This window comes from Bizionia saleffrena (genome assembly GCF_008086175.1).
Lineage (GTDB): Bacteria > Bacteroidota > Bacteroidia > Flavobacteriales > Flavobacteriaceae > Bizionia > Bizionia saleffrena.
Genome location: NZ_VSKM01000008.1, coordinates 119,301 through 141,397, shown reverse-complemented (window position 1 = coordinate 141,397; position 22,097 = coordinate 119,301). Strand labels below are relative to the sequence as shown.

The window sequence follows — 22,097 nt, the reverse complement described above, 5'->3', positions numbered from 1 at the left end:
AAAAATGTTAATTATTTAATATCTTGATAATCAATTTATCAAAGAGATATAAAATGAGAAGAAAACATTTTAAATTACTAATGCTACTGTTAGTAATTATTTTATCCTGTTCTAAAGATGAAGTAATAACCCTTCAAGAAGAAGAACGACAACAAGTCAATGCGCAATCCAAACCTTTATCGGTGGACGAAATTAATGCATACATTGAAGACCAATTGAGCCGTAAACAAACCTTCGATTGGGAATCTACAAGCGATCATCTGCTTTGGAGTGCTGTATACCACGGTAATAATATTTTAACTGTGGGTTATGGTAACGAGGGACAAAGTTTTAGCGAACAGCGTTCATCGGCCTTAGAAACCATAAAAGACAAAATTTTAAAACGTGTTGAAGCTTCGGAGTCGTACAAACGCGGAAAAGAAACCGTCGTCGAACACGAGATTATAAATGTTATGGATGTGAAAGTGGAAAGCTTCGCAACCATTAAAGAGTTACGTAAAACAAAAGGTATTCGCTATCTAGAGCCTAATGGTTATAACCAGTACGCGATGCACACAGCGTATAAGTCTAGCTCAGGATGTAGTAAAAATGGAGAATCTATAAATACTGCACATTACACTACAATTGCTCCTAATAATGCACAGGTGTCTTGGCATTTTTACAAACATAATATTCCTCAAGCCTGGAACTATAGTACGGGAGCGGGTATAACGGTTGGTTTAATCGATACCGGAGTGTCTCAGTCACAATCTTTATTAAATACGGCTGGTTTTAACGACGGATATTCTAACGGGCGTTCCGTTCAAAAATATGGCACCTTCATCGATTCTAATTGGTGGTGGTCAAATAACTACGATGGACCGCACGACAAATGTGGTCATGGTACAGCTATGGCATCTGCTCTTGCGGCACCAAGAAATGACAACGGTTTGCCGGTTGGTGTTGCTTATAATTCAAATTTAGTAGCGTATAGAGCGACAGAGGACGTGCTTTTAAACGATTATCACGAGCGTAAAGGTGTAAGTGCTGCTTTAACAGAATTGGGAAATAGGAGTGACGTAAAAATCATATCTATGTCTATTGGTTATGTGTGGTCTATTGGTAATATTAAAGACGCTGTAAAATATGCACATAGTAAAGGTAAACTAATTTTTGCTGCAGGAGGCACATCGACAAGTTTTACAAATGGTTATGGAGTTATTTTTCCGGCGACTATGAGTGAAACTGTGGCTGTAACTGGAGTAACAGATGGAACTAGCTACCAACGATGCGATGTTTGCCATAGTGGCGCTAAAATCGATTTTACGATTGTTATGGAAGGACAAAATAACACCAGTAAAGCACCTCCAGTTTTAGGGTTTTATAACAACGAACGTCGTTATACAGGCGGTTCGTCTGTAGCCACCGCAACAACTGCGGGAATAGCTGCTTTAGTGTGGTCTAAACACCCTAATTGGACACGTACACAGGTTTTAAATAAGTTAAAACAAGCGTCAGAATTTTATCCAAATCGAAATTCAAATTTTGGTTATGGTAATATCGATGCACTACAGGCTGTTCAGTGAGAGACACTATTTAAAAAAAAATGAATCAATCATAAAAAAAAACCTCTTCCGTAATGAAGAGGTTTTTTTTATAGTGTATAATTAGAAGTGTGCGATTAAAAAGAATACAATCTCAACACGCCTTCCAAAAGAATTGACGCCACTTAATTTTTAAAGGCGCTTTGCTTTCAAGTTCTTATCTTAAGAAGCTAGCGCGTTATCTTTCCTTTTAAAATCAATCTGTTTTCTAGATAATTCATATCACGTTAGGATTCTTGATTCTAAAAGTGTAGCGGCCTTGCGTTATTTAACGGCGAATAATGGCTACCTTCTTCTACTAATCGTTAATCCGTCGCGAATAGGTAGCAGTACCGTTTCCACGCGATCGTCTTCTTTAAGTAAAGTATTATACTCTAAAACGGCTTTCGTCATATTGTCTTTAGGATCCAAAGGTTCAATCACTTTACCGCTCCATAACACGTTATCCGATAAAATAATACCTCCAGGGTTTAACTTATCAACGATTAAATGAAAGTAGTTACTATAATTGTCCTTATCAGCATCTATAAAAACCAAATCAAAAGTCTTCTCTAAAGTGGGTATAATATCTAATGCATTGCCTAGATGCTGAAAAATTTGAGAACCAAAATCAGACGCCTCAAAATACTTTTTTTGAAAATCTAAAAGCTCTTCGTTAATATCAATAGTGTCTAACGTGCCGTCACCGTGTAGTCCTTCGGCTAAACATAATGTCGAATACCCCGTAAACGTTCCTATTTCAAGAATGTGTTTCGGCTTAATTAATTTCGAAATCATACTGAGCACACGCCCTTGATACGGTCCGCTAGACATTCGGGGCTGTAATATTTTTTGAAAAGTTTCCCGTGTTAATTGTTGTAATAATAGGGGCTCATTTTCAGAATGTGCTACGACATAATCATCTAGTCTTTCGGGTATAAAATGCATTAATTACCTAAAATTCTGTCCATTAATTTTTTCTTTTCAGCCTCGTCATCACCGCATAGCCAGCGTACCACATTGTCTTCCCAAATCGCATCATAATCCGTTTGGTCAATAATATCGCGTTCTATCGCTAAATCTAATATTTTCCCTGGGTAAGACGATTGCTGAGCACTTTCCATTTCCCCTAAAGGATACGGATCGTCTAACCCCATAATAACTTGTTTCGATCCTTGATTACCTAATAGCAGCTCTAAAGAACCCGTATCGTGGACTAAAGTGTCGAAGAATATGTTTCTATGGCCAACAGCTTTACGCGGGTGGTGTTTCCCTTCAAATAAATCGGGTCTCCCATCAAAACCTTGAATACGGCGGCCTAAATTAATTTGTGCCAACTGTCCACCGTGAGCGAAACACGTTCTCATATTTGGAAATTTATCCTGATAACCATTTAAGGTTAAAAAGTGATAGGCATCAGCACATTGTGCCAACATCCATATCAAGTGAAAACGCCAAGAGGTGTTTTCTAATTTTATAAATTTCTCACCATCGTACGGGTGGATCTCAACTGCCAAATTATACTTGTTAGCCAGTTCAAAAATAGGCTCATTTTCCTCGTCAAAAATACAACGCCATGTTCCAATCGTATCCATATAGTGGGTTGGTAAACATAGTAAACGCATATCTAATTCTTCCACACAACGCTCAATTTCCCAACATGCACCGCGAACAAAACCAGGATGTACTACAAAACCGCAAGTAAATTTACTCGGGTTTTCGCGTTGTACTTTAGCATTAAAATCGTTCTGAAAACGCAAGGCTTGCTTCATTTCTTCAACACGCAAACCATTACCATACAATTGTGATAAGTTTAAAATAACCGCATGGTCAATTTTAAAACGCTCCATCCATGCTAACTTTTCATCCAAGAAAAAACTAGAATCTGTTACCGGTCGGCTCCAGTCTTTTTGAAGCATAAATTTCCGATCATTATCTACCCAAAAAATCTCTTTATCCTTCATAAATTGAGGAATCTCTTCCGGATAAGGTAGGAGGTGAGAGTGGCCGTTGATTCTAAGTTTACGTTTCATAGTTCTGGTCCTGAGAGGTCAGGAATCTTTAATGGTTTTTTCTGTAAAACAGAAAGTAAATTTGTATTTGGTTTCGTAGTGTTTTTAAAAAAGTAACACCGTATTTATTCTATTTTTACTTGTTTTGGTGGTTGCATCGTTTCGCCACAATTTGGACACAAACGCTTGTCTTTATCACTATAATATTTATCGAAAATTTTAGGCATATCCGTTTCAATATTTTCTACCGTAAAATCTTCTTCATATAATTTTGTAGTACAATTTTCGCAAAACCAAAGTAAGGCATCGCGCATACCTTCTGGGCGCTTGTATTCTATAACGAGTCCTACTGTATTGGCTTCTCGTTGCGGGGAATGCGGTACTTTTGGAGGTAACAAATAAATATCACCTTCTTTAATATGCACATCTTTTGGTGTACCATTATCAATAATTTTAAGCACCATATCACCCTCAACTTGATAGAAAAACTCGGGTGTTTCGTTATAATGGTAATCCTTTCTACTGTTTGGTCCGCCAACAACCATTACAATAAAATCACCATCCTTCCACACTACTTTATTACCTACTGGCGGTTTTAAAAGGTGTCTGTTTTCTTCAATCCAAGCCTTAAAATTTAAAGGCGATACTAAATTACTCATGGTTTTATATTTTTGGGCGTTTCCCTATCGGGGCAGGCTTTCCGCTATATCTTTTTATAGACATTCTGCAGTTGCATAAGGTCTATAAAAAGGATGCCGCATCAATCCTTAACGCAGATTTCGATATTAAAATTAAGCATTATTCTACACATCAAAAAAAGAATGTCGTTGCTTTTATAACGATTTTGTTCTTCCACCGTCAACAGGAAGATTAATACCGTTTATATAACTTGCGGCTTCACTAGTTAAAAACGTAACCGCATTGGCAATTTCTTCAGGTTTAGCAAAACGTTTTGCAGGCACAGCACTTTTCATCGCATTGCTTGCAGCGTCAATACTAACACCTGTTTTGGCTGCTTTATTTTTTATAATTTCTTCTAAACGCTCCGTTCCTGTAGCGCCCGGTAATACATTATTCACCGTGATGCCAAAACCACCAAGCTCATTGGCTAACGTTTTACTCCAACTAGCAACTGCACCACGAATGGTGTTACTAACGCCTAAACCGTCTAAAGGTTGTTTTACCGACGTGGAAATAATATTTACGATACGACCGTAACTTTCTTTTTTCATAAACGGTACTACTGCTTGCGCTAAAACGTGGTTACATTTTAAATGTTGCGTAAAGGCACTTTCAAACTCAGCTAACTCCGCCGAAAATACGGGACCTCCTTTTGGGCCTCCAGTATTATTTACTAAAATATGAAATCCGTGATTCGCTTTAACATACTCAGAAACCTTTGTTTTTAAGGTCTCAGGATTAGAAAAGTCGGCAACAATATAACTATGGTTTCTATGCTGAGGTAATTCGGCTAAAACAGCTTTCAATTTGTCTTCATTTCTCGCAATTAAAGTCACGTTTACACCTTCTTCAGCTAAAGCCATAGCCGTTGCTTTTCCTATTCCTGCTGTGCTTCCGCAAACCAATGCGTTTTTATTATTTAAGTTTAAGTTCATTTTTTTTGTAATTTATTTTTTCAAAAGTAGCCTCTCGACTGCATTCGAGGGTGAAATTTGAATGCATTATAATTTCGTTTCGTTGACCGTTCCAACGCAGTCGAGACCGGGTTGATTTCTTATATTTATTTTTCTAATATTTAATACACACATTCTTCGCTTCGGTGAAAAACCGCAGGGCTTCAAAACCACCTTCGCGGCCAACACCACTTGCTTTTACACCACCAAAAGGCGTGCGTAAATCGCGCATCATCCACGTGTTTACCCAAACAATACCGGCTTGTAATTGGTTACTTAATTGCATTGTGCGTTTCAAATTGTTGGTCCATAGTGTTGCCGATAAACCGTATTTTACTTTATTGGCCATTTCAAGAACCTCCTCTTCAGTAGTAAAAGGCATAATGGTAACTACAGGCCCGAAAATCTCTTCTTGATTGACACGGCAGTCGTCCGTAGTAACCTCGATAACAGTAGGTTCTAAATAATAGCCGTTTTCGTAGCCTTTTACCGTGACTTTATTACCACCACAAAGTATTGTACCATTTTCTTCTTTAGCGATAGCAATATAACCCATTACTTTCTCCAAATGCGATTTAGAGACTAAAGCACCGATATTTGTTGACTCCTCAGACGGGTGACCTACTTTTAAAGCGGATACTTTTGCTACAAAATCTTTTTTAAATTGTTCATAAATAGAAGCTTCCACAAAGATGCGGCTTCCACACAGGCAAATTTGTCCTTGATTGGCAAAGGAAGAGCGTACTGTTGTATTCAGCATATCGTTATAATCGCAATCTGCAAAAATGATATTTGGGTTTTTCCCGCCTAATTCTAAAGATAGTTTTTTAAACATCGGGGCAGCTACTCTCGCAATGTGAGCACCAGTTTCTGTGCCGCCTGTAAATGAGATCGCTTTAATATCTTTATGTTCTACAATAGCTTGACCTGTGGAAGTACCTAAGCCATGCACAATATTTAAAACACCTTTTGGTAGCCCAGCTTCGTTACAGATCTCTCCCAGTAAATAAGCGGTCATTGGTGTAACCTCACTAGGTTTGGCTACAACACAATTTCCTGCAGCAATGGCTGGAGCGATCTTCCACGTAAATAAATACAAGGGTAAATTCCATGGTGAAATACAGCCCACAACTCCAATAGGTTGGCGTAGCGTATAGTTTACGGCGCCTTGGCCAACACTTTCGTGACTTTCGCTAGCGAACTGGGTGATAGCGTTTCCGAAGAAACGAAAATTGCTCGCTGCTCTAGGAATATCTACAGCCTTAGCAAGACTAATGGGTTTGCCATTGTCTTTGCTTTCGGCTGCTGCGAACCGTTGAATATGGGCTTCTAATAATTCTGAAATTTTAATAAGAATACGACTGCGGGTTTCTAAAGTGGTTTTAGACCAACTAGGGAATGCTTGTTTTGCGGCCGTATAAGCTGCGTCAACATCGGTTGTTGTGGAACTCGGTATTTTACCGTATATTTCACCATTTGCAGGAGAATAGTTATCGATCCAATTATTTTCTAAAGGATCTTGAAATTGCCCGTTGATGTAGTTTTGTATAGTCATTAAAATTATGATTTATATCTAAATATTTATTGAAATATATTATTTTAATCCTTTAGCTTTCTTTTAAACAGCCTTTATGATTACACCAGAAAATCTTTTTTCTATAATCCTATTTGGTTTTTCATTTTTCACGTTTCTTACCGGATATTGGTTTAAAAAATACACACCACAATCAGTGAATTGGTTTTACGGCTTTATCACATAGAACCCAATGAAAAGTCAACTGCATTGGGACTTTGCTCATTTGTATTCTGGAAAATTATTTATTAAATATGACCTATTACTATTTATTTTAGGGTGTATAGGTTTGTTTATAAACCTCGGTGAAGTAACAGGGCCGTCCTTAGCTATTCCATTTTTTATAATGGGATCCTTTTATGTTATTTATAGAACCGAAAAAGCCCTCATTAAAAAATTTAATTCTTAAGATTCTTTTTTCTTATAAGCCATCACTTTAATTTCTACCACCAAATCTGGATGTGGTAATTGATGTACAGCAACTGTGGTTCTTGTTGGGCCGTCTTCTTTGTTAAAAAACGCTCCGTACGCTTTATTATAACCTGCAAAGTCATTCATATTAACAAGAAAGGAGGTGACATCGACAACATCTTTTAATGTTGCTCCTTCTTTCGCTAAGTTCTTCTCTATGTTTTTTATAACCTCACGCGTTTGTACTTCGGCATTTAAGTGTTTAGTGCCCATTTCGTCAATAATATCTACACCAGCGATTGTATTATCTGCTCGGCGAGAACTGGTACCAGAAACAAATATGAAATCGCCTACGCGTTTTGTGTGCGGATAAGCACCTCTTGGTGTTACTATTTTTGTCTCGTTTGAAGCTGAAGCTTCTGTGTGTTGATCTTTCATTATATATTATTTTAAACCAGCAACTCTATCGTCTTCTAGAATGTTATTGGTTTCTTTTTGTACGTTTTGTAAAGTTTGTTTAAGAGTATCAGGCGATAAATCTAAGGGTGTTTTTATGACCTTATCCGCAAGCATATTTAAAATTGCTTTGTCTTGTGCGCGACCTCTTAACATCGCTTCACGATATCCTATTTTTTCATTGAAAGTCACTAAAGAATATTTTGAAGAATAGTCGTTAGGGAATTGTTTTTCGAAAGCCATTTCCAAACTTCTTTTTTCTCTAAAATCTGTGTGATTGACGTGACCTTTCATTTCGTGAAAGTTGTCTATAGCTAAATCGGCAATAGCATCGGTATCTTGTTTTCTCGATTTCTCGAAAGCTTCAAAAACACGTTCCCAAGTGGTGAAATCTAGATCTAAAAATTTATCAAATTCTACAACATCTTCAAAAGACGCGTTCATACCTTGTCCGTAAAACGGAACAATAGCATGCGCGGCATCGCCTAATAAAATTGTTTTTCCTTTATAATGCCAAGGTGAACATTTAACAGTGCCTAGTGGAGCTGTCGGGTTTTCGAAAAAGTCATCGATGAGGTTCGGCATTAATTCTAGAGCATCTTTAAAATATTTTTCAAAGAATTCTAAAACACGCTCTTTAGTGGTTAAGTTATTAAAGTTGTAGTCCCCTTCCGCGTAGCTTAAAAATAGAGTAACAGTAAAACTACCATCTAAATTTGGTAATGCGATAAGCATAAAATCGCCACGCCCCCAAATATGCAATGCATTTTTATAGGCTTTATAGCCGTTATTTTCGGCTGGTAAAATGCTTAATTCTTTATAACCGTGCGTTAAATAATCTTGCGAAAAACTAAATAAAAACTTATTTTCTAGATAGTAATTTTTTCTAAGGGCAGATCCTGCGCCATCGGTACCAAAAATAACATCTGCGGATTGGGACGATTCTTTTTTAGTTTCGTAATTATAAAAATGTGACGTTGCATTTTCGAAATCCACAGAACGACAGTCGTAATTAAAATGTAAGGTAACGTTCGGTAACGCTTCCGCTTCATCCAATAATAAACTATTTAAATCACCACGAGAAATAGAGTTAATGTACTCGTGTTCGCGTCCACTGTATGGTGCCAAAACGGTGTTACCTTCTGTATCATGAAGCATACGTCCATTCATAGGAATACAAAATGGTTGTACTTTATCTTGAATGCCTACCAAATCTATTGCTGCAAAACCGCGATCTGAAAGCGCTAGGTTTATAGAACGTCCAGCAGAAATATCTACTTTTCGTAAGTCGGGGCGTTTTTCGAAAACGGTAACGTTGTAACCACGTTGACCTAATCGTAAAGCTAATAAAGAACCACAAAGTCCTGCGCCTATTATCTGTATGTTTTTTTCCTTAATCATTTAAAATAGTTTTCAGTTTTTCAACCATTAAATACACATCTTGATACGTGTTGTAAAACGGTATTGGAGCACAACGAATAACGTCTGGTTCTCTCCAATCGCTAATCACTCCCGCAGCCGTTAATTTATCGTGTAGTGAACGGTCTGCATTTTTTACCTGAATAGATAATTGGCAGCCACGCGCGTCTGGATTACTTGGTGTTATTATTTTAATATCTGAATTGTTTAATTGCTGAATTAAAAACTCGAAATAACCTGTAATAAGTTTCGATTTCTTAATTAGTTTTTCCATTCCTACCCCGTTAAACATATCGGCAGAAGCTTTTATAGCGGCCATTGATAGAATAGGAGGGTTGCTTAACTGCCAACCTTCGGCACCAGCAAGTGCCTCAAATTCGCCACGCATATTAAAACGTGTTTCTTTGTTGTGGCTCCACCACCCTGTAAAACGGTTTAAGTCTTTGTTGTGGGCATGTCTTTCATGTACGAAGCATCCGCCTAGACTTCCTGGGCCAGAATTCATATATTTATAGGTACACCACACAGCAAAATCAGCTCCCGAATCATGAAGATTAAGGGCGACGTTTCCGGCGCCGTGTGCACAATCAAAACCAACCTTACAGCCGTGTTTGTGTGCTAAAGCCGCGATGCGTTTTAAATCGAAGTATTGCCCCGTGTAATAATTTACACCACCAATCATTACTAAAGCAATAGCGTCACCTTGCGCTTCTAAAATAGCTTCTAAATCTTCGTAACGTGCTAATTCTTCCCCTTTACGAGGCGCCCAAAGGACTAAATCTTCTTTATCGTCGTAACCGTGATGGCGTAATTGAGATTCTACGGCATATTTATCGCTAGGAAACGCATCCGACTCGATTAAAATTTTGGAACGTTTTGGGGTAGGTTTATAAAAGCTAACCATCATAAAATGAAGATTTGCCGTAAGGGTGTTCATAATTACCACCTCTATAGGTTTAGCGCCAACCACTTTTGCCATACTTTCGGTTAAAAATTCGTGGTAGGCAAGCCAAGGGTTTTTAGCATCGGTATGCCCTTCAACACCAAGATTTGCCCAATCTTCGAGCTCCTGATGAATGTAGTCTTTGGTTGCTTTTGGTTGTAAACCTAGAGAATTTCCGCAGAGATAAATAAGTTCGTTTCCAGTTTTATCTTTTGGTATATGGAATTGGTTTCTATAGTGGGCTAGTTCGTCTTCTTTATCTAATTGCTTAGCGTAATCAAGACCTAATTTGTAGTTGGACAAAATGTGTTATTTTTTGGTTTCCAACAAAAATAAGGATTAATAATTTAGTAGAGAAGCAATTTTAAATTTCTAAAGCGATTTAGAAATCACCTTAATATTGGTGAAGTTTAGGTTCCAGTTCTCACCCGATTTCTTATGAGATTTCGCGATTTTTAAGCCGCCAAAAGTCTCGTAATCTTCCCAAGTCGTCGCCATTGTTGGTTCTGCACTATTGCCTCTTCTATAGATCCATTCTTTAATTAGGTAGTCGTCACCGTAGAAAATATCGTAGGCATCGCCAGGGGTGTAACCACCATTATTAGAATAGGTTAAAGTGATTTTATTTAAAGTGTTATTACTAATTGGAGCGACTTCTTTTGTAGGCTCAGAGACCGACGTGCCTTCGTCCCAAACTAAATTAAAAGGCGCTAGCAACCAATATTTATCGTTTATAAAACCCTTGTCTATTGTCATCGCTAAACTGTCTACAGCATTTCGGTTATAACTTATAGTGTTTTCAGTGTTTTTTATAAGTTCTACTTTATTTTCTTTTGGGAACCATTTCCATTGGCGTTCAAAATGCGTAGAATCTTTATCCACATTAAATGTAAATTGAATTTCGGTAACAACATCCCAATGGTCATAGCCGTGTGCATTCGCGATTTTTTCTGCAATAGATACTTCTTTTACAACAGTTGTTTCTGTTGTAACGTCACTTTGTTTTTCGTTTTTGCAAGATGAAATGATAAGAGCGAGGCAGAAGATAAAAATATATTTAGACATAATGTGAAGTGTTTTTTGTAAAATTAATAAATATTGCTAAGTTATAAACATATTGTTACGATTTTGTGTAAAACAGAAAGTGCTCTTACCAGTGGTAAAAGCACTTCAAATATATATAGGCGCACGAAGCGGAATAGTTGTTTAATAGATATACGAGTAAAAGAGGTAACTTGGATGTTTCAAAGCGATAATAATGGATGATTTAACAAAATATTTTGAAACCAATAAGGCCACTTGGAATGCAAAAGTTAAGGCCCACGCTACCTCTAAGATGTATAATTTAGGCGCTTTTAAAAAAGGGAAATCGTCGTTGAAGTCTTACGAGTTAAATGCTTTGGGAGATGTGTCTAATAAGAGTTTATTGCATTTACAATGTCATTTTGGTCAAGATACATTAAGTTGGAGTCGCTTAGGGGCAAAGTGTGTTGGCGTTGATTTAAGCGATGAAGGCGTAAAATTAGCACAACAATTAAATGAAGCGCTTAAACTTGATGCGCAATTTGTTTGTTGTAATGTCTTAGAAACCTCTCAATATGTAAGGGAAACATTTGATATTGTATTTACAAGTTATGGTGTTATTGGCTGGTTGCCAGATTTAAAACCGTGGGGACAAATGATAGCGGAACGCCTAAATACGGGAGGTACATTTTATATGGTAGAATTTCATCCTATAGCGTGGATGTTCGATTATTTAAAAGGACAACCAGTACTGAAATACGGCTATAGGCAAGTTGAGGTTATTTACGAAGAATATGAAGGGACTTACGCCGAACCCGATCATAAAATGGTTAGTAAAGAATATTGCTGGAACCACGGTTTAAGTGCGGTTGTAAACGCTTTATCTGATGCAGGTTTACATATAGAATATTTAAATGAATACAATGAAACGCCATATAACGTTTTACCCGATTTGCTGAAAACAAAATCGGGTAATTATAGTACTAAAGACAAACTGTATCCGTTAACTTTCGAAATTAAAGCAACAAAACCTTAATGATTTTTCTTTAAAATAGCGGTCATTTTTGCTTGAAATTTCTTTAACCGTGGTACCGAAACATTTTTAATGTAACCGTTATTAGGGTTTAGTTTTTCGTAGTTTTGGTGATAGGCTTCAGCTTTCCAAAATTTTTGAAACGGGTAGACTTCCGCAGCTACAGATTTTCCTAATTGTTTAGATAAGGCTTCTTTTTTACGTTGTATGAGTTCTTTCTGAATACTATTCTGATAAAAAATAATTGAACGGTATTGCGATCCGTTATCGGGCCCTTGCCCGTTAACTTGTGTCGGGTTTTGAGAGGCAAAATAAACCTCTAGCAGCGTTTCAAAACTAACGATTGTAGGATTGTAAATAACTTCTACCGCTTCCGCGTGGCCCGTTCTGCCGGTGTTGCTGGATTCGTAGGTTGGGTTTGCTGTGTGACCGCCAGCGTAACCGCTTATTACTTCGCTAACACCAGTTACGCTTTCGTAAATAGCTTCTACACACCAAAAACATCCGCTAGCAAAATAGGCGCGTTCCATACCATTGTCTGAGGGCACAGTAACGGGGGTGGCCATTTTTAGTTTATTCTGCTTATCTGTTAGTGTCTTGTTTTGTGCTTTATTTTGGCAGCTTAATAAGAATGTAATAAATAATAGGGGCAGTATTTTTTTCATAGTTGGTAATGGATTTAGCTTTTTAGTCGCTGTAAATGGCTAACCCTTAAAATATAAACTATAAAAGTTTGTTAAATAAAAAAAGCCTCTATAAAAATAGAGGCTTTAAGCGTTGTATTGTAATGAATTATAGTTTTTTAAACATTTTCTCCATTTTTTCTTTTTCTTCTTGAGCTAAAATTTCATCGACTAAAATACGTCCAGAATGCTCATCGGTAATAATTTTTTTACGCGATCCTATTTCCATCTGCACTTGTGGTGGAATAGTAAAGTAAGATCCTCCAGAAGCACCTCTTTCAATAGGTACTACAGCTAAACCGTTTTTCACGTTTTTACGAATACGTGTGTAAGCAGCTACTAAACGCTCCTCAATTTTCTTTTTGTATTCCTCAGATTTTTTTATTAGTGCCTCTTCTTCCTTTTCAGTTTCAGATAAAATAGCGTCTAATTCACTTTTTTTATGCTTTAAATGGTCTGCACGTTGGTCAACATGCCCCTTAGTTTTAGCCAGAACTTCTTTTTTCTGTTCTATTTGAGCTCTAAATTCTCTGATGTGCTTTTCAGCTAATTCTATTTCAAGTTCTTGGAATTCTACTTCTTTAGTTAATGAATCAAATTCTCTGTTATTTCTAACATTTTTTTGTTGTTCACTATACTTTTTTATTAATGTTTTAGCTTCTTCAATAAGGTTTTTCTTACCTGTAATATCAGAATCTACAGTATCTAGGCTTGATTGAAGTTTTTCTAATCTGGTTTTTAATCCAGCTACTTCATCTTCTAAATCGCTAACTTCTAAAGGTAGTTCTCCTCGAACATTTCTTATCTCGTCGATTCTAGAATCGATTAATTGTAAATCGTATAGAGATCTTAAACGCTCTTCTACAGTTACTTCTTTACTCTTTGCCATATTTTAAAAGTACTTAACAGGATTGGTATTTTTGTTCGATAAAACGATTGCAAAATTACTGATTTTTTTTGTAAGATGCGCAACTAAACCGTTTTTTGTGAACTGTTCGCTTTCATAATGACCAATATCGGCTAAAACGAGCTTGTTTTCGGCACTAAAGAAATCGTGATACTTTAAATCGGCCGTCACATAAATATCGGCACCCTGAGCTTTTGCAGCCGAAATAGCAAAGGCTCCCGAACCTCCAAGAACCGCCACTTTTTTAATTGGTTTCCCTAATAAAGAGGAGTGGCGAATGGTATTTGTCTTCATTTTAGTCTTAAGGTAGTCTAGGAAGTCTAATTCAGAAAACTCTTCTTCTAAGTCGCCAATCATTCCAATACCAATATGCTGGTTCGTGTTTTCTATGGTGGTTATTTCGTAAGCAACTTCTTCATACGGATGGTTTTTAAATAACGACGATAGTATTTTCGATTCTAAATGCTTAGCGAATGTTACCGAAATTTGGGTTTCATTTTCAAACTGAGTGATGCCTCGCTCTCCAATAACGGGGTAGGAATTCTCGTTCCCATTAAAGGTGCCAACACCCTCAATATTAAAGCTGCACTCATTATAATTGCCTATGTTTCCTGCGCCAACAGCAAAAAGTGCCGTTCGCAAAGTGGCCGCGTTTTTATGGGGCACAAATGCAATTAATTTTTTTATAGTGTGCCTTTGGGGAATTAAAATCTGTTTATTTTTTAATTCTAATGTATCGCTTATTATGTCATTGACACCGTTTATATGATTGTCTAATGCGGTGTGAATAGCATAAATTGCAATGTTGTTTTTTATGGCTTTCAATACCGTTCGCTCTACATACGATTTTCCGGTAAGGCTTTTTAGTCCTTTAAAAATAATAGGATGAAAGCTTACAATAAGATTGCAGTTGTTATCAATAGCTTCATCAACAATACTTTCTAACGTGTCTAAAGTAACCAAAACGCCTGTTAACTTTTCGTTTTTATCACCCACAAGCAAACCTACATTATCGAAATCTTCGGCATAGGCCAAAGGCGCATAGTTTTCTAAAAGGTTTACAACGTCTTGAATAATCATATTTATTAGTGAATTGATTTAGTAACAAATATAAAATATTTACTTTCGTTGTTACCAAGCAATACTATTTAAATTGGTTTCTTGTTTATGAAATTACTTCGCTTTCTTCTCTTCCCTGTAATGCCCTTTTATTTCGTTGTCACTTGGCTACGAAATGTATTGTACGATTATGGTTTTAAAAAATCTAAAAGTTACGATTTCCCTTTGCTTTGTGTTGGTAATTTAAGTGCCGGTGGGACTGGAAAAACGCCAATGGTAGAATACCTGATACGTGTATTAAAAGACGATTTCAAAATCGCGACTTTAAGTCGTGGATACGGGCGGGAAACGGAAGTCTTTGTTCTAGGGACACCAAAAGATACTGCCAAAACGTTAGGAGACGAGCCGTTTCAGTTTTATAGTAAATTCTCTAAGGACATTCAAGTAGCGGTAGACGCTAACCGACAAAATGGAATTGCCGAACTAAGAGGTGTGCTATCGAAACCTGAAGTTATTATTTTAGACGACGCTTTTCAACATAGAAAAGTAACAGCAGGATTAAATATTTTACTCACCACGTATTCTAATTTGTATTATAAGGACTGCGTATTGCCAACGGGCAATTTGAGAGAACCTAGAGTAGGCGCAAAGCGCGCAAATATTATTGTGGTTACCAAATGCCCTAAAGATATTACAGATGGCGAGAAAGCTAAAATTGTAAAGGAGATTAGCCCAGAAGTGCACCAAACTGTGTTTTTTAGTACCATTGTTTATAGTGAAATGGTGTTTTCGGATGCGGAATCAAGAGGTTTAAAACAGCTTCCAAAATTTACTTTGGTCACTGGTATTGCCAATGCATCGCCTTTAGTCGCTTTTTTAAATGCTGAAGGATTAGCTTTTAAACATTTAGAATTTAAAGATCATTATAGCTTTACAGCAACCGATATAAAAAGCTTTGAAGCTGAAGAGTTATTACTTACTACAGAAAAAGATTTTATGCGTTTAAAAAATAATGAGCGCTTAAAGCATAAATTGTTTTACTTACCCATTGAAGCGCAAATTGATAATTCTGAAAATTTTAATAATTTAATTACAGCTTTCGTAGCCAAATATTAAGCTTCAGGTGTAATTAAAGCATTGTATAATTTCTTTTCGAAATCTTCTTGCTTAAAGGGTTTAGAAATAATATCGGTAAAACCAGCGTCATCAAACTCTTGCATTTTATCTTCTATAGTAACGGCCGTTAATGCGAAAATAGTAAGTTCTTTATCGAATGTGCGTATAATTTTAGTGGCTTCAATACCACTAATTCCTGGCATATGAATATCCATTAAAACAACATCATATTTTGTTGTTTTTACTATGTCTACAGCTTCTTCACCATTATCGACCACGTCGCAATTAAGCTTCATTTTATTCAAAATCTTTTTGGTAATCATTTGGTTAATTTTATTGTCTTCAACCACTAAGATTTTAATTTTTGTAAGATCAATTTCGCTAATATCTTTAAAGTAATTTGTTTTCTTTTCTTTGATAATTTCGTCGGTGTGCTCCATCGGAATATCGAAATAGAAAGTAGTTCCTTTTCCTAAGGCACTTTTTAAGTAAATATTACCTTTTAAAATATCGATTAATCCTTTCACAATAGATAAACCTAAACCAGTACCTCCATATTTCCGATTAATTTGTATTGAGCCTTGAGAAAAGCTTTCGAACATATGGTCTTGTTTCTCTTTACTAATACCTATACCGTTGTCTTCCACCTCAAAACGAATGTTATAGGTGCCATTTTCTTCATTTACTTTCTTTGCGCGTACCCGTATATCTCCATCTTTAGTAAATTTTATGGCGTTACCAATAAGATTAATTAATATCTGAGAAATCTTTAACTGGTCGGCATTATAGTTTAAAGGCAGTTCTTTGTCGTAGTCTAAATGAAGTATGATATTATTATCTAATGCCGAATTGTTTAAGGCTGAAATAACGTTGGACATCTTCTTTTTTAAATTGAAAATCTCTGGATCGACATCGACTTTATTCGCTTCAATTTTGTTAATCTGAAGGATATCATTAATAAACGTTAATAGGTACTCACCTGAAAATTTCAAGGATTTTAAATGCGGAATCTGCTCTGGTTTTGGCGATTCATCTAGCAGCATATTTGTTAAGCCTGTTACGGCATACAGTGGTGTTCTTAATTCGTGCGTTACTGTCGAGAGAAAGTTGGCTTTTGTTTTAGAGGCTAACTCTGCATTTTCTTTGGCAATAATTAACTCTGCATTTTTTTTATGTAACACATTATTAGACTTAAGCCTGATGTTATTGTTTTTATAAAGTGACAAGGTTAGCAGCGATAAAATGGTAATAAGTGCAATACTTAAGATAGTGGTAAGCTGGTCGAATGTATTTTTATTAGATCGTTTTTGAATTTCAGCTTCGGTCTCACTGATGTAATCTGTAAAGTTGTTTTTTAACGAAGTACGCCTGTTCTGTGGGTAAAAATAACCGCGCTTTACAGATAATAAAGAATCTGATAAATGGATATACTTTTTTAAATTGTCGTTACTCTTTTGTAAATCTCCTCTTTTCTCGTAGACTTGGCTTAATACAAAATAACTGCGGTCTAAAAGTGATTTATAGTTATTGTTATTGGCAATGTCGTAGGCGATTTGTGCCTTTTCTAAAGCCGCATCCAATTGGTTGGTATGGGTGAGAACTTGTGCCATGTGCAAAGTAGCGCTACACAATAATTTATTATATTGAAATTGTTTTGAAACAAGAATAACATTTTGAAACCGATTCGTGGCTTTCTCGTAATTTTCGAGAGCTAAATATGCTTTTCCTGTGTTTAATTGAGCTTGAGTTTCTAATTTTAATAGATTCTCTTGTTCGTAGAAAGTAGCTGCCGATATAAAGTAATCTAAAGCATTATTGTAATCTTTTATCGATAAATAAACCCTGCCTATAGTGTTGTAGGTGGTTGCTAAATTGGCGTAGTCATTAATGTCCCTTTGAATTTCGATGGCTTTAATAAGCGTTTTAATCGCTTCATCGTTCTCTTCAAAAATGAATTGTAATTTACCTAATTTAGAGTAAATAATTCCTAGACTCTGACTGTTATTGCTTTTTTTAGCGAGAATTAAAGCAGAATCTAAGTTTTGTTGTGCATCAAAAAAATGATAGGTGTCTATATCATTTTGTGCTCTTAAAATAAGTTGATCGGTCTTCACAATAATAGTTTCAGCAATTCTTTCTTGCCCATTGGAAACACTAGAAATGAGGCAAAAAAAAAGAATTATGAATACTGATAACTTATTGGAAATATACATAGGTAGTATGTAGGATTAGTACACAAATATAATTATTTATACTATAAAAGTATTTATTTTCTCGATAAATTGATAATCAAGTCAATTACACGACTTGAGTACCCTGTCTCGTTATCGTACCAACCAATTATTTTTACCATATTTCCTATAACCGATGTCATTTGGGCGTCGAAAATGCAAGAATGTGTATTGCCTACAATATCTATGGAAACAATAGGGTCTTCGGTATATTCTAAAATCCCTTTATACTGATTTTGTGACGCGGTTTTAAAAGCCTCATTTACGTCTTCAATAGTAACTGTTTTCTGCACGTTAAAGGTAATATCTGTTAACGAGCCGTTTGCTACAGGAACACGAATACCGCAGCCACCAATAGCATTGGGAAGATCAGGAAAAATTTTGGTTAACGCTTTTGCGGCACCAGTAGTTGTTGGTACTATCGACTGGCCTGCGGCACGCGCACGACGTAAATCTTTATGGGGTTGGTCGTGTAAACTTTGATCCGTTGTATAAGAATGAATCGTAGTAATGTAAGCTTCATTAATACCGCAAAGTTCTTTTATTACAGCAATCATTGGTGCTGCATTATTGGTGGTACACGACGCGTTAGAGATTATTTTTTCAGAACCGTCAAGGATAGATTCGTTAACGCCTAAAACAATCGTTTTAATGTCGTCAGTTTCTGGCGGAACGGTTAAAATAACACGTCGTGCTCCGTTTTTAATATGGTGTTCTAATACCGCTTTAGTTTTAAACTTTCCTGACGCTTCAATAACAAAATCGACGTTATACGGATTCCAGTTTATATCTTTTGGGTGATTATGGTTAAGTAGTACTGTCTTTCTGCCATTAGCAATAATATGCGAATCGTCGTGCGATACTTCGCCTTTAAAAATACCGTGTATACTATCGTATTTTAGTAAATGACTGAGTGTTTTAACATCCGAAAGGTCGTTAATAGCTACTATATTTACATTCGGGTATTCCTGCAGCAATCTAAAAACGCGACGTCCAATTCTACCAAAACCATTAATGGCAACAGTAATCATATTAATTAATATGTTTTTGAGCTTTGTAAGACGAACGGACTAAAGCACTACTTTCTACATGTCTAAAGCCAAGTTCAAGGCCTATTGTTTTATATTCCTCAAATTGATCAGGCATTATAAATTGCTTAACAGGTAAGTGTTTTTTACTAGGCTGTAAATATTGACCAATTGTTACAACGTCTACATCGTTAGCTCTTAAATCATAAAGCGTTTCAATAACTTCTTCACGCGTTTCACCTAAACCTAACATAATTCCAGATTTGGTACGACGTTGACCTTGTTGTTTTAAGTATTTTAAAACCCCTAGACTTCTTTCGTATTTTGCTTGTATTCGGACCTCACGAGTTAAACGTTTTACGGTTTCAATGTTATGAGAAACCACTTCTGGTGCGACATTAATAATACGATCGATGTGTTTTTCTACACCTTGAAAATCCGGAATTAAAGTTTCCATAGTAGTTTCAGGATTCATACGGCGCACAGATTTTACCGTTTCGGCCCACATTATGCTTCCCATGTCTTTTAGGTCATCTCTATCCACACTGGTTAAAACAGCGTGTTTAATGCCCATAATTTTAATAGAGCGCGCTACTTTTTCAGGTTCGTCCCAATCTACAGTTTCTGGTCTTCCGGTTTTTACACCACAAAAACCACACGAACGCGTACAAACATTACCAAGAATCATAAATGTTGCGGTACCTTCACCCCAGCATTCGCCCATATTTGGGCAACTTCCAGAAGCGCAAATCGTATTTAAGCCATACTTATCTACTAAACCACGTAATTCCTTGTATTTTTTACCTGTTGGTAATTTTACACGTAACCATTTTGGTTTTCTTTTTTGTTCTGGTAATATATTGGAAACTGTTTCGCTTTTCATATATAAAATTTTCTGTCGACAAAGATACAAAGTATTCTATAAACTAGTTATAAAGAATCTCTAAAACTGGCTAGAATTGGTGTGCGTTTTTTTGGTGTACTACGCTTAAATTCTCTAAAGAATTAACGTGTGTAAAAACAGAATATACAGTGTTTTTAAGACAAAGAGTCGCTTTTTCTTATAATGTCGGCAAGTAGTTTTTTGGCACGTAATAACTTTACTTTAACATTATTCATAGGTTCGTTAAGTGCGACGCTAATCTCTTTATAACTCAGTTCTTGAAAATACCGAAGATTGATAATTTGTTGATAATGGGGCTTTAACTTTTTAATATCTTTTAAAAGCTTAGCTAAGTTTTGTTCGGTGATTAATTTGTCTTCAGCAGACGGTGATTCGTCCGCCACCAAGTAGACCGTATTGTATTGACTATTGATAATTTTAGAATTGATGGAGGCTTTTTCTTTACGGACTAAATCGATATGAATATTTTTGGAAATTGTAATTAACCAGGTTTTAAAAGTATACGTGTCGTTGTACGTATCAATTTTGTCGAAGGCTTTAGAAAACGTTTGGATAGTAATATCTTCGGCGTCATTTTCGTTCTCAATGCGTTTTAATTGGTAGCCGTACACGTAATCCCAATATTCATTTAATAAAAAATTAAACGCCTTTTGGTTGTTCTGTTTCGCCTTTTTTATGGCTTTTTCTATTTCCAATAGTTTGGTTTTGAAATGAGATTGGCTATAAATATAGTGAATTGAAAAACAATTAAAGAGAGTTCTAAAAAGGGTAATATAATAAGTAAATCGAACTCATTTAATTTCTTAGCAGAAAAACCTATAGCAAAAAACTGAATGACAAATCGGAGTAATATAAGTGCTACTACAAACTGCCAGTAAAAACCAATGGCCAATAATACTATCGAAAATAACCAAAATAGCAATTGAGAGCTGTAAAAAAGTCCTAGCAGGTATTTGTGAAGAGGCTTGTATTTTTTTGCTGTAGATACATGTCGTCGCTTTTGCCTATACCAGTTATTTAATGATGTTTTAGGAATAGAAGAGGTGAAACTATCTTGTGTAAAGCACAAAGTAGTATTCTCTGAAGTGGCCGCTTCATTAATGAATAAATCGTCGTCTCCCGAGCGAATATCAATATGATTTATAAAGCCATTTGTTTTAAAAAATTCTGACCGTTTATAAGCCAAATTACGGCCAACACCCATAAAAGGAATACCAATTTTAGCAAACGAGAAATATTGAATGGCAGTAAGTAACGTTTCGTAGCGAATTACTTTGTTTAATACCGAATTTTTAACTTTATCGTAAGCGCCGTAACCTAAAATAATCGTGTTTTTTTCAGAAAAATGGGCGGTCATCTCGCTTATCCAATTCTTCGAAACAGGTTGGCAATCTGCATCGGTGAGCAGCAAATGCTCGTGGGTTGCAGATTTTATACCTAAGGTTAATGCGTATTTTTTTTTACCCCAAAAGGCTTCAGTGTTTTTAACGTTAACAATTTTAATATTGGAGTGGTGCTCGGCAAACGACTCCATTAGTTCTAATGTGTTATCGCTAGAAGCATCATTAATTAACACAATCTGGAAATTAGGGTAATTTTGGTTTAATATGGAGGGTAAAAATGAAGCTAAATTTTTGGCCTCGTTTTTAGCACAAATTAATACCGAAACGGGTAGAGTACTCGGTGTTGTTTGACGCGGTTTATAGAAAGCAAAGCTGCCGAAAACGATACCGTAAAACACAACTTGAATACAAACTATAACGACAAAGCTATAGAATACAATATCAAGTACTATCATTTTGTATTACGAGTGTTGAGGTTCGCTACAGTTTTCGTATTGTTCTGGACTTTTCCCGCAGAAACCACACGATTCACCTTCTTTATTTAACATTGGATTTTGGCTCGCGCAAGTACCTGCGAATTTACCGTCTTTTTTGGCCCAAATTTTTATGGCAATTCCAGCGACTGCTAGGCTAAGTAATGCTAATGTAATTAAAAATAGTTTCACTGTATTCTCATTTTTTATTAGGTTACAAAGATACTAATTTTATTGTCCTATATATAATAAGAAAGCCACACTTTTTAAGGTGTGGCTTGTTAATT

General features: G+C 36.1%; 22 protein-coding genes. 4 read left to right on the top strand and 18 right to left on the bottom strand.

Annotated elements, in window-relative coordinates; all coding sequences use genetic code 11:
- The first annotated feature begins 53 nt into the window (after nt 1-53).
- Entirely contained in the window at nt 54-1,565 is a 1,512-nt protein-coding gene (locus ES676_RS09355; protein WP_148370060.1) for a S8 family peptidase, read from the top strand.
- Nucleotides 1,566-1,868: 303 nt separating this feature from the next.
- Here the strand turns inward: ES676_RS09355 and ES676_RS09350 are convergent, their stop codons facing one another.
- The 5 genes from ES676_RS09350 to ES676_RS09330 form a co-directional block, all read right to left on the bottom strand.
- The gene (locus tag ES676_RS09350) at nt 1,869-2,510 is read right to left on the bottom strand and encodes an O-methyltransferase (protein WP_148370059.1); all 642 of its coding nucleotides are present in this window, start codon (nt 2,508-2,510) and stop codon (nt 1,869-1,871) included.
- Complete coding sequence (locus tag ES676_RS09345) at nt 2,510-3,595, bottom strand: amidohydrolase family protein (protein ID WP_148370058.1); 1,086 nt, start codon at nt 3,593-3,595, stop codon at nt 2,510-2,512. The genes ES676_RS09350 and ES676_RS09345 overlap by 1 nt, the downstream gene beginning before the upstream one ends.
- Nucleotides 3,596-3,699: 104 nt before the next feature.
- A complete protein-coding gene (locus ES676_RS09340) occupies nt 3,700-4,233 on the bottom strand; it encodes a 3-hydroxyanthranilate 3,4-dioxygenase (protein ID WP_148370057.1) in 534 nt (177 codons plus the stop codon).
- 174 nt (nt 4,234-4,407) lie between these two features.
- Nucleotides 4,408-5,190: an SDR family oxidoreductase gene (locus ES676_RS09335; RefSeq protein ID WP_148370056.1), complete on the bottom strand. Its 783-nt coding sequence runs from the start codon at nt 5,188-5,190 to the stop codon at nt 4,408-4,410.
- 133 nt (nt 5,191-5,323) lie between these two features.
- Complete coding sequence (locus ES676_RS09330) at nt 5,324-6,763, bottom strand: aldehyde dehydrogenase (protein ID WP_148370055.1); 1,440 nt, start codon at nt 6,761-6,763, stop codon at nt 5,324-5,326.
- A gap of 211 nt (nt 6,764-6,974) precedes the next feature.
- Between ES676_RS09330 and ES676_RS09325 the strand changes: the two genes are divergently transcribed.
- The gene (locus tag ES676_RS09325; RefSeq protein ID WP_148370054.1) at nt 6,975-7,190 is read left to right on the top strand and encodes an SdpI family protein; all 216 of its coding nucleotides are present in this window, start codon (nt 6,975-6,977) and stop codon (nt 7,188-7,190) included.
- On the opposite strand, the gene ES676_RS09320 is transcribed toward ES676_RS09325, so the two are convergent.
- The 4 genes from ES676_RS09320 to ES676_RS09305 all read right to left on the bottom strand — a co-directional run bounded on the left by ES676_RS09320 (nt 7,187) and on the right by ES676_RS09305 (nt 11,075).
- Nucleotides 7,187-7,630 carry a RidA family protein gene (locus tag ES676_RS09320; RefSeq protein WP_148370053.1) on the bottom strand — a complete coding sequence of 148 codons (444 nt, stop codon included), beginning with the start codon at nt 7,628-7,630 and terminating at the stop codon, nt 7,187-7,189. The two genes, ES676_RS09325 and ES676_RS09320, sit on opposite strands and share 4 nt — an antisense overlap.
- Nucleotides 7,631-7,636: 6 nt before the next feature.
- Entirely contained in the window at nt 7,637-9,049 is a 1,413-nt protein-coding gene (locus ES676_RS09315; RefSeq protein WP_148370052.1) for an FAD-dependent oxidoreductase, read from the bottom strand.
- Nucleotides 9,042-10,313 carry a kynureninase gene (gene kynU / locus ES676_RS09310; RefSeq protein ID WP_148370051.1) on the bottom strand — a complete coding sequence of 424 codons (1,272 nt, stop codon included), beginning with the start codon at nt 10,311-10,313 and terminating at the stop codon, nt 9,042-9,044. The genes ES676_RS09315 and kynU overlap by 8 nt, the downstream gene beginning before the upstream one ends.
- Nucleotides 10,314-10,382: 69 nt before the next feature.
- Complete coding sequence (locus ES676_RS09305; RefSeq protein WP_148370050.1) at nt 10,383-11,075, bottom strand: hypothetical protein; 693 nt, start codon at nt 11,073-11,075, stop codon at nt 10,383-10,385.
- 193 nt (nt 11,076-11,268) lie between these two features.
- Here ES676_RS09305 and ES676_RS09300 point away from each other — a divergent pair, with 193 nt between their 5' ends.
- Entirely contained in the window at nt 11,269-12,069 is an 801-nt protein-coding gene (locus ES676_RS09300) for a class I SAM-dependent methyltransferase (protein ID WP_148370049.1), read from the top strand.
- Here the strand turns inward: ES676_RS09300 and msrA are convergent.
- From msrA to ES676_RS09285, 3 genes are all read right to left on the bottom strand, one after another.
- On the bottom strand, nt 12,066-12,731 hold the full coding sequence (msrA, locus tag ES676_RS09295) for a peptide-methionine (S)-S-oxide reductase MsrA (protein WP_148370048.1): 666 nt from the start codon (nt 12,729-12,731) through the stop codon (nt 12,066-12,068). The genes ES676_RS09300 and msrA overlap by 4 nt on opposite strands.
- 127 nt (nt 12,732-12,858) lie before the next feature.
- Nucleotides 12,859-13,638, bottom strand: a complete 780-nt coding sequence (locus ES676_RS09290; protein ID WP_148370047.1) for a zinc ribbon domain-containing protein — start codon at nt 13,636-13,638, stop codon at nt 12,859-12,861.
- A 3-nt stretch (nt 13,639-13,641) separates the two neighbouring features.
- Nucleotides 13,642-14,736, bottom strand: a complete 1,095-nt coding sequence (locus ES676_RS09285; protein WP_148370046.1) for a Nif3-like dinuclear metal center hexameric protein — start codon at nt 14,734-14,736, stop codon at nt 13,642-13,644.
- 87 nt (nt 14,737-14,823) lie between these two features.
- On the opposite strand from ES676_RS09285, the gene lpxK reads away from it, so the two are divergent.
- Nucleotides 14,824-15,831: a tetraacyldisaccharide 4'-kinase gene (gene lpxK, locus ES676_RS09280; RefSeq protein WP_148370045.1), complete on the top strand. Its 1,008-nt coding sequence runs from the start codon at nt 14,824-14,826 to the stop codon at nt 15,829-15,831.
- On the opposite strand, the gene ES676_RS09275 is transcribed toward lpxK, so the two are convergent.
- The 6 genes from ES676_RS09275 to ES676_RS09250 form a co-directional block, all read right to left on the bottom strand.
- On the bottom strand, nt 15,828-17,945 hold the full coding sequence (locus ES676_RS09275) for an ATP-binding protein (protein WP_246130340.1): 2,118 nt from the start codon (nt 17,943-17,945) through the stop codon (nt 15,828-15,830). The two genes, lpxK and ES676_RS09275, sit on opposite strands and share 4 nt — an antisense overlap.
- Nucleotides 17,946-18,097: 152 nt before the next feature.
- The gene (gap, locus tag ES676_RS09270; RefSeq protein ID WP_148370043.1) at nt 18,098-19,093 is read right to left on the bottom strand and encodes a type I glyceraldehyde-3-phosphate dehydrogenase; all 996 of its coding nucleotides are present in this window, start codon (nt 19,091-19,093) and stop codon (nt 18,098-18,100) included.
- A gap of 1 nt (nt 19,094) precedes the next feature.
- The gene (gene lipA / locus ES676_RS09265; protein WP_148370042.1) at nt 19,095-19,973 is read right to left on the bottom strand and encodes a lipoyl synthase; all 879 of its coding nucleotides are present in this window, start codon (nt 19,971-19,973) and stop codon (nt 19,095-19,097) included.
- 155 nt (nt 19,974-20,128) lie between these two features.
- Nucleotides 20,129-20,689, bottom strand: coding sequence for an RNA polymerase sigma factor (locus ES676_RS09260; RefSeq protein WP_148370041.1), 561 nt, complete (start codon nt 20,687-20,689; stop codon nt 20,129-20,131).
- Entirely contained in the window at nt 20,680-21,792 is a 1,113-nt protein-coding gene (locus ES676_RS09255; protein ID WP_148370040.1) for a glycosyltransferase, read from the bottom strand. Before ES676_RS09255 ends, ES676_RS09260 begins: the two co-directional genes overlap by 10 nt.
- Before the next feature lie 6 nt (nt 21,793-21,798).
- On the bottom strand, nt 21,799-22,002 hold the full coding sequence (locus ES676_RS09250) for a membrane or secreted protein (RefSeq protein ID WP_148370039.1): 204 nt from the start codon (nt 22,000-22,002) through the stop codon (nt 21,799-21,801).
- Nucleotides 22,003-22,097 lie beyond the last annotated feature (95 nt).